This is a genomic window from Collinsella aerofaciens (assembly GCF_028209395.1).
GTDB classification, from domain to species: Bacteria; Actinomycetota; Coriobacteriia; order Coriobacteriales; family Coriobacteriaceae; genus Collinsella; species Collinsella aerofaciens_AZ.
This window is the reverse complement of record NZ_JAQLDQ010000016.1, coordinates 41,571-48,464: the sequence shown is the minus strand read 5'-3', so window position 1 is coordinate 48,464 and position 6,894 is coordinate 41,571. Positions and strand designations below refer to the sequence as shown.

Genomic DNA, 6,894 nt, shown 5'->3' with positions numbered 1-6,894 from the left:
GTTTTGGTTTGCTGCTCGGACAGTCCTGCGCAAGACGAAGGCCACATTAAGTGGCCTTCTTTGCGTGCGGAACTCGCGACAAACCAAAACCATCTCGCCAGCCCAGCGACCATGGGGTCCCAAGGTTTTCAAAAAAGCGGTCGGCGCGCAGGTGCGCCGACCGCCGATATATGGGGTCTGATATTTTCTACCAGCTAGTTCCTCTTACTCGTCTAGGAGATCCTCTGGCATGTCGTTGCCGTCGCCTAGATCGACAGGGGTTTCTTCGGGGGCAGAGCCGTCTTCTGTGGCTTCGCCTTCGGGCTTCTCCTTGGCGGCCGTCATGCGGGCTACGGCGCAGATGCGGTCGTTGTCGTCGACGGTCATCATCTTGACGCCCTGGGTGGCGCGGCCGGTCTGGCTGATCTCGTCGGTCTTGACGCGAATGACCGTCGCGCCCTCCGTCACGATGAACAGCTCGTGCTGCGGGCCCACCGTCTTCATGGCCGCGAGGTTACCCTTACGCTCGGTCATTTGGATGGTGTAGACGCCCTGGCCGCCGCGATTCTGCTCCGGGTAGTCCGCGACCGGCGTGCGCTTGCCGTAGCCGCGCTCGGTGATGACGAACAGATCGCCGTTGCCGTTAGTGACTTCCATGCCCAGAACGCTCACGCCGTCCTTCATACCGATACCGCGAACGCCGCTGGTATCGCGGCCGGTGGCGCGCACCTGTTCCTCGGAGAACATGATCGCCTTGCCCGCGGTGGTGGCCAGGATAATCTTGTCGCCCTCGCGCACGCGGCGCACGTTCAGCAGCGCGTCGTCGTCACGCAGGTTGATAGCGATCAGGCCGTCGCGGCGGCTGCGGTCATATGCGCTCATTACGGTCTTCTTGACCATGCCGCTCTTGGTGGCAAACATCAGGTACTCGTCGGCAGGGAACTCGCGGCAGCTGATGACGCTCGCGATCTTCTCGCCCTCCTCGAAGGGCAGCAGGTTGACGATTGCGGTACCGCGCGTCTGGCGCGTACCCACCGGCAGCTCGTGCACCTTCAGGCGATAGACCTTACCCTTGCTCGAGAAGAACAGCACGTACTCGTGCGTGGACGCGATGAACATCTCGTCGATGACGTCGTCCTCTTTGAGGTTGACGCCCGACACGCCCTTGCCGCCGCGCTTCTGGGCGCGGTAGGCGGCCACCGGGATGCGCTTGACATAGCCGGTGTGGGTGATGGTCACGACCATGTCCTCATCGGCAATGAGGTCCTCGACGTCCAGGTCCTTCTCGACATGGCTGATCTCGGTGCGGCGCTTATCGCCGAACTTCTTGGAGATCTCGCGCATCTCTTCCTTAATGACGCCCAGGATCTTCTCCTCGTGCGCCAGCAGGTCCTCGTAGTAGGCGATGGCGCGGCGCAGGCCGTCCAGCTCTTCCTGGATCTTGTCGCGCTCCAGGCCGGTCAGGCGGCGCAGCTTCATCTCGAGGATGGCCGTGGTCTGCTCGGGCGTAAAGCCAAAGCGCTCGATCAGGCGGCTGCTGGCCTCGGAGTCGGTCTGCGAGGAGCGGATGATGCTGATGACCTCGTCGATATGGTCAAGGGCCATCAGGTAGCCCTCAAGGATATGCGCGCGGGCCTGGGCCTTCTTAAGGTCGAAGCGGGTGCGGCGGGTGACGACGTCGACCTGGTGGTCGATGTAGTGCTGCAGCATCTCGCGCAGACTCAGGCATTTGGGAACGCCGTTGACAAGCGCCAGGTTGTTGGCGCCAAAGGTCGTCTGCAGCGAGGTGTACTTGTACAGGTTGTTGAGCACGACCTGCGGGATGACGCCCTTCTTGAGTTCGATGACCAGACGGATACCCTTCTGGTTGGACTCATCGCGCATATCCGAGATACCCTCGATGCGCTTGTCGTTGACGAGCTGGGCGATCTTCTCCTGCAGGGTGCCCTTGTTGACCATGTAGGGAATCTCGGTAAAGACCAGGCGGCTGCGGCCGGTCTTGGTGGACTCCACGTGAGCCTTGGCGCGCACGGTAATGGAGCCACGGCCGGTCTCGTAGCTCTGCTTAATACCGGCACTGCCCATGATGATAGCGCCGGTGGGGAAGTCCGGACCGGGCATGATCTGCATGAGCTCGTCGACAGTGGCGTCGGGATTATCGATCAGGTAGCAGGTTGCCTCGATCGCCTCGGTGAGGTTATGCGGGGCGATATTGGTGGCCATGCCGACGGCGATGCCCTGGCTGCCGTTGACCAGCAGGTTGGGGAAGCGCGCAGGCAGCGCCTGAGGCTCGGCGAGCGATTCGTCGTAGTTGGGCTGCCAGTCGACGGTATCCTTCTGCAAGTCACGCAGCAATTCCATGGCGGGCTTTGCCAGGCGGCTCTCGGTGTAACGCATGGCCGCCGCGCCGTCGCCGTCGATGTTGCCGAAGTTGCCGTGGCCGTCGATGAGCGGCGTGCGCATGGAGAACCACTGCGCCAGGCGAACCATTGCCTCGTAGACCGCGGAGTCACCATGCGGGTGGTACTTACCGATAACTTCGCCGACCGTCCAGGCCGACTTCTTGTGTGGACGGTTGGGGTAGATGCCGCTCTCGTTCATCGCGTACAGAATGCGGCGGTGCACCGGCTTTAAGCCGTCGCGCACGTCCGGCAGGGCGCGCGCCGTAATGACCGACATCGAATACTCGATAAATGACTGCTTCATCTCGCGGCCAAACTCCGAAATCTGGAGCTGGCCGCCGTTGATATCCTCGCCGGCCGAGGCACCACGGTCGACTTCGCCAAAGCTCTCCTCGAGCTCACCGTCGTCGTCCTCTTCCTCATCATCATCGGCATCGGGGTTATAGGCGTCCGGATCGCCGTCCTCGCCCTGCTCAGCACGGGCGAGCAGGCGCTTCAAATCGTCGGGCATGCCGGCATCGCCGGCCTCGCCCATACCCTCGTTATTGTTGATATCGTCTGCCACGTTACCTCCTCATGGTTTGCGTGGTCCATTAGTTCCCAACCACGGAGACGGCTTTTCCAGGTGCCGCAGATTCACCCGAAAGAGGAGGGAAGCGTACTTGGGTACGCGACCGACGATTGAGGGCGAAGGTGCGGTGGCTGGGAAAGCCGCAGGGATTAGGCGTCTAAGAATCGTGCGTCGTGGGCGTGCTTCTCGATGTACTCGCGGCGATAGCCGACCTCGGAACCCATCAGCTCACGCACGGCGCGGTCCGCCACCACGGCGTCCTCGATCGACACGCGCTGCAGGATGCGGGTCTTGGGGTCCATCGTCGTCGAGGCAAGCTGCTTGGGGTCCATCTCGCCCAGACCCTTGTAGCGCTGGACGGTATAGCCCTTGCGCTTCTTGGTGATCTTGCCGTCCTTGGCCTTGCCGTCCTCGTCGTCCTCGTCGGGGTTCAGGCCCAGGCTCTGAATGGTGTCGCGCAGGATCTCGTCTTCGGGCTGGCGGCCGTTGGGATACACGTAGTGGATCTTGTTGCGCACCTTAATGCCAAAGATAGGCGGGCAGGCAACATAGACGTAGCCGGCATCGATCAGCGGACGCATGTACTTGTAGAAGAACGTCAGCAGCAGGATGCGGATATGCGCACCGTCGACGTCTGCATCGGTCATGATGATGATCTTGTGGTAGCGCGCCTTGGTGATATCGAAGTCGCCGCCGTCGCCGGCACTCGTCGTGACACCGCAGCCGATCGCGGTAATCAGCGACTGGATGGTGTCGCTCGAGAACGCGCGATGGTCACCAACGCGTTCGACGTTCAGAATCTTGCCGCGCAGGGGCAGAATCGCCTGGATGTCTCGGCGACGGCCGTCCTTGGCCGAACCGCCTGCCGAGTCACCCTCTACGATGAAGAGCTCGGTCAGCTCGGCATCGCGCACCGAGCAGTCAGCGAGCTTACCGGGCAGGGACGCCGTCTCGAGCAGGCTCTTGCGGCGGGTCGCCTCGCGCGCCTTGCGGGCGGCGTTGCGCGCCTTGCAGGCCTGTTGCGCTTTCTTGACGATCTCGCGGGCGGGCTTGGGATGCTCCTCCAAGTAATCGGCGAGGCCGTCGGTCACGATCTTGAGCGTCAGCGCGCGCATATAGGAGCTACCGAGCTTGGCCTTGGTCTGGCCCTCAAACTGCGGATCGGGCAGCTTGACCGAGATAACGGCCGAAAGGCCCTCGCGCACATCGTCGCCGGTCAGGTTGGCGTCTTTTTCCTTGAGCAGGTTCTGTTTGCGCGCGTAGTCGTTGATCACGCGGGTGAGCGCGGTGCGGAAGCCCTCAAGGTGCATGCCGCCCTCGGGAGTGTAGATGTCGTTGGCAAACGACATGACGTTCTCGCCGTAGCCGCTATTCCACTGCAGGGAAACCTCGACCTCGCCCATCTTGGCCACAGGCGCGTCCGGGTCCGATTTGCCCTCGATGTAGATGGGCTCCTTAAAGGCCTCAGGGACGTCCTTGCCCTCGTTGAGGAACTTGACGAAGTCGATGATGCCGCCCTCGTAGCAAAACTCCTCCACGTGGGGAGTCGCCTCGCGCTCGTCGGTCAGCACGATCTTGAGGTTCTTATTGAGGAACGCCGTCTCCTGCAGACGGTTGTGCAGCGTATCGAAATCGTAGATGCAGGTCTCGAAGATCTCGTCGTCGGGCCAGAAGGTGACGGTGGTGCCCGTCGAATCCGAGGTGCCCACGACCTCCATCTTCTTGACGGTCTTGCCGCGCGAGAACTCCATCTCGTAGGTGTTGCCATCGCGACGAACCTGAACGACCACGCGTTTGGACAGCGCGTTGACGACGGAGATGCCTACGCCGTGCAGGCCGCCCGAGACCTTATAGGCCGAGTTATCGAACTTACCGCCGGCGTGCAAGATCGTCATAACGACCTCAAGCGTCGGGATCTTTTTAACAGGGTGCTCGTCGACGGGGATGCCGCGCCCGTTGTCGACGACCGTGATGGAGTTGTCGGCGTGGACCGTCACCTGGATCTCGGTGCAGAAACCGGCCATGGCCTCGTCGACGGAGTTGTCAACGATCTCCCACACCAGGTGATGCAGACCGCTGGCGCTCGTCGAGCCGATATACATGCCCGGGCGCTTACGAACGGCCTCGAGACCTTCGAGGATCTTAATCTCGCCGCCATCGTAATCGTTTTCGTTTGCCACACGTCCTCCTTCAGTCAAGAAAATGTGTACAGCCTTACTAGTTTATCGTAAAAAAATACCCTCGGGAACGAGGGTATTTGGCTCTACAAGGCCACCAGATGCGATTTAAGGCTCTTTTTTGCTTTGCACGCCCTTGGCCCACTCGGCACTGGCTCTCATGGCATTCTCGAGGGCCTCGCGCAGTTTTTGGTCTTCGATGGGCGCCACTTGGCGCTCGATCTCGGTACGCTCGGCCTCACTTAGGTCGGCGTGCGGGGCCGGCGGTCGCTCGGTCGTCGCCGGGCGCAGGCGCTCCTTGGCGGCGGGCGGCGTGTGACCGGGCGCGGTGGTTTTGAACACCAGGCCGTCCACATGCGCACCGGCGCGCTCCATGCGCGCGCGGATGATCTCGCGCAACAGCGTCATTTCCTGCGTCCACGAGGGCGAGTCGAGATACACCAGCAGCTCATTGGACTCGGGCAGGTAGCGCAGTCCCGTCACATGCCGCCCCTCGCGCGTACCCGAGCACACCGCGTTCCATGCGCGATAGACCGTGCGCGACTCCTCGGCGGCCTCCATCTGCGCACGGCGCTCAGGGGTCGCAGCCGCCAGGATGCGCTGACGCTCTGCGTTCAAAAACCCGCTGAAGGCGACTGTCTCGCTCTCGCGCTCGTAATTAGCACGTCTCACCCATGCTCACCACCTTGGCTCGATCAAGCAGGTCATCGGTAAAGTACCCCAGGTTGGTCGTAGTTATGACCGTCTGGATATCATCGCCAATCAGCCGCAGGAAAGCGCCGCGACGCTCGCCGTCGAGCTCGCTCATCACGTCGTCCAAAAGCAGCAGTGGGGCGGTGCCCAGGACATCGCGAGCCACGGCAACCTCGGCCACCTTCCAGGACAGCACCAGCGTGCGCTGCTGTCCTTGGCTGGCAAATGAACGGGCGGAGCGACCCGCCACGGTAAACTCAATCTCGTCGCGATGCGGTCCCACCAACGTCACGCCGCGGCGAATTTCCTCGTCGGCATGCTCGTCAAGGGCGGCCAGCATGCGCTCGTACGCCCAACCCTTCAGCTCTTCGCGATCCTCGACCTGGGGCAAAGCCCCCAGCGTGGACGCATAGGTCACGTTGGCGGCCTCACCTGACGCTACTTGCCCGTAGGCAGTGTGCACATGGCCCGCCAGCCGGTCGAGCAGAGCCAACCGGTGCACGAGCAGGGCCGAGCCCGCGCGGGCAATCGAATCGTTCCACGCGCCGAGCATCTCGCGGCAGCACCAGGTCTCCTTGAGCAAGGCGTTACGCTGGGTCACGCAGCGCCCATAGGTGCTCGCAAGATCGGCATAGCGTGCGCTCAGCTGCATGCCAAAGTCATCGAGGGCGGCGCGGCGCACACTGGCGCCACGCTTAACCATGTCCAGATGGTCGGGGCAAAACAGCACGCTCGGAAGAACCCCGCGCACACCGGCGGCAGAGCATCTCTTGCCGTTGCGGCTAAACGAGCGCTTACCGTCCTCCGCGCTCAATCCCATATCAAGCACGCGGCCGTCGCCCTCGAGCCTCAGCTCGATCTTGCACGAGCCCACGCCGTCATGGACGAGCTCGGCTGCGGTCGGATGCCTAAACGAGGCGCCGCTCGTCAGCAGCTGCAGCGCCTCTATGAGATTGGTCTTTCCCACCGCGTTGGGTCCCGCAAGTATCGTCACGCCCTCGTCCAGGGCAAGGTGATAGCTATCGAAGCTGCGGTAGTGTGCGACGGAAAGATCGCGGGCGAACATGGTCAT

At 62.3% G+C, this 6,894-nt stretch carries 4 protein-coding genes; all 4 read right to left on the bottom strand.

The genetic code is table 11. From position 1 onward, the window contains the following. Positions 1–204: 204 nt before the first annotated feature. The 4 genes from gyrA to recF all read right to left on the bottom strand — a co-directional run bounded on the left by gyrA (position 205) and on the right by recF (position 6,894). Complete coding sequence (gene gyrA, locus PMW67_RS07140) at positions 205–2,916, bottom strand: DNA gyrase subunit A (RefSeq protein ID WP_271739289.1); 2,712 nt, start codon at positions 2,914–2,916, stop codon at positions 205–207. 185 nt (positions 2,917–3,101) lie between these two features. Then, positions 3,102–5,132, bottom strand: a complete 2,031-nt coding sequence (gyrB, locus tag PMW67_RS07135) for a DNA topoisomerase (ATP-hydrolyzing) subunit B (protein ID WP_118450329.1) — start codon at positions 5,130–5,132, stop codon at positions 3,102–3,104. Positions 5,133–5,237: 105 nt separating this feature from the next. Further along, entirely contained in the window at positions 5,238–5,801 is a 564-nt protein-coding gene (locus tag PMW67_RS07130; protein ID WP_271739288.1) for a DciA family protein, read from the bottom strand. Continuing rightward, positions 5,788–6,894 (bottom strand): DNA replication/repair protein RecF, encoded by a 1,107-nt coding sequence (gene recF, locus PMW67_RS07125; RefSeq protein WP_271739287.1) that lies wholly within the window; start codon positions 6,892–6,894, stop codon positions 5,788–5,790. Before recF ends, PMW67_RS07130 begins: the two co-directional genes overlap by 14 nt.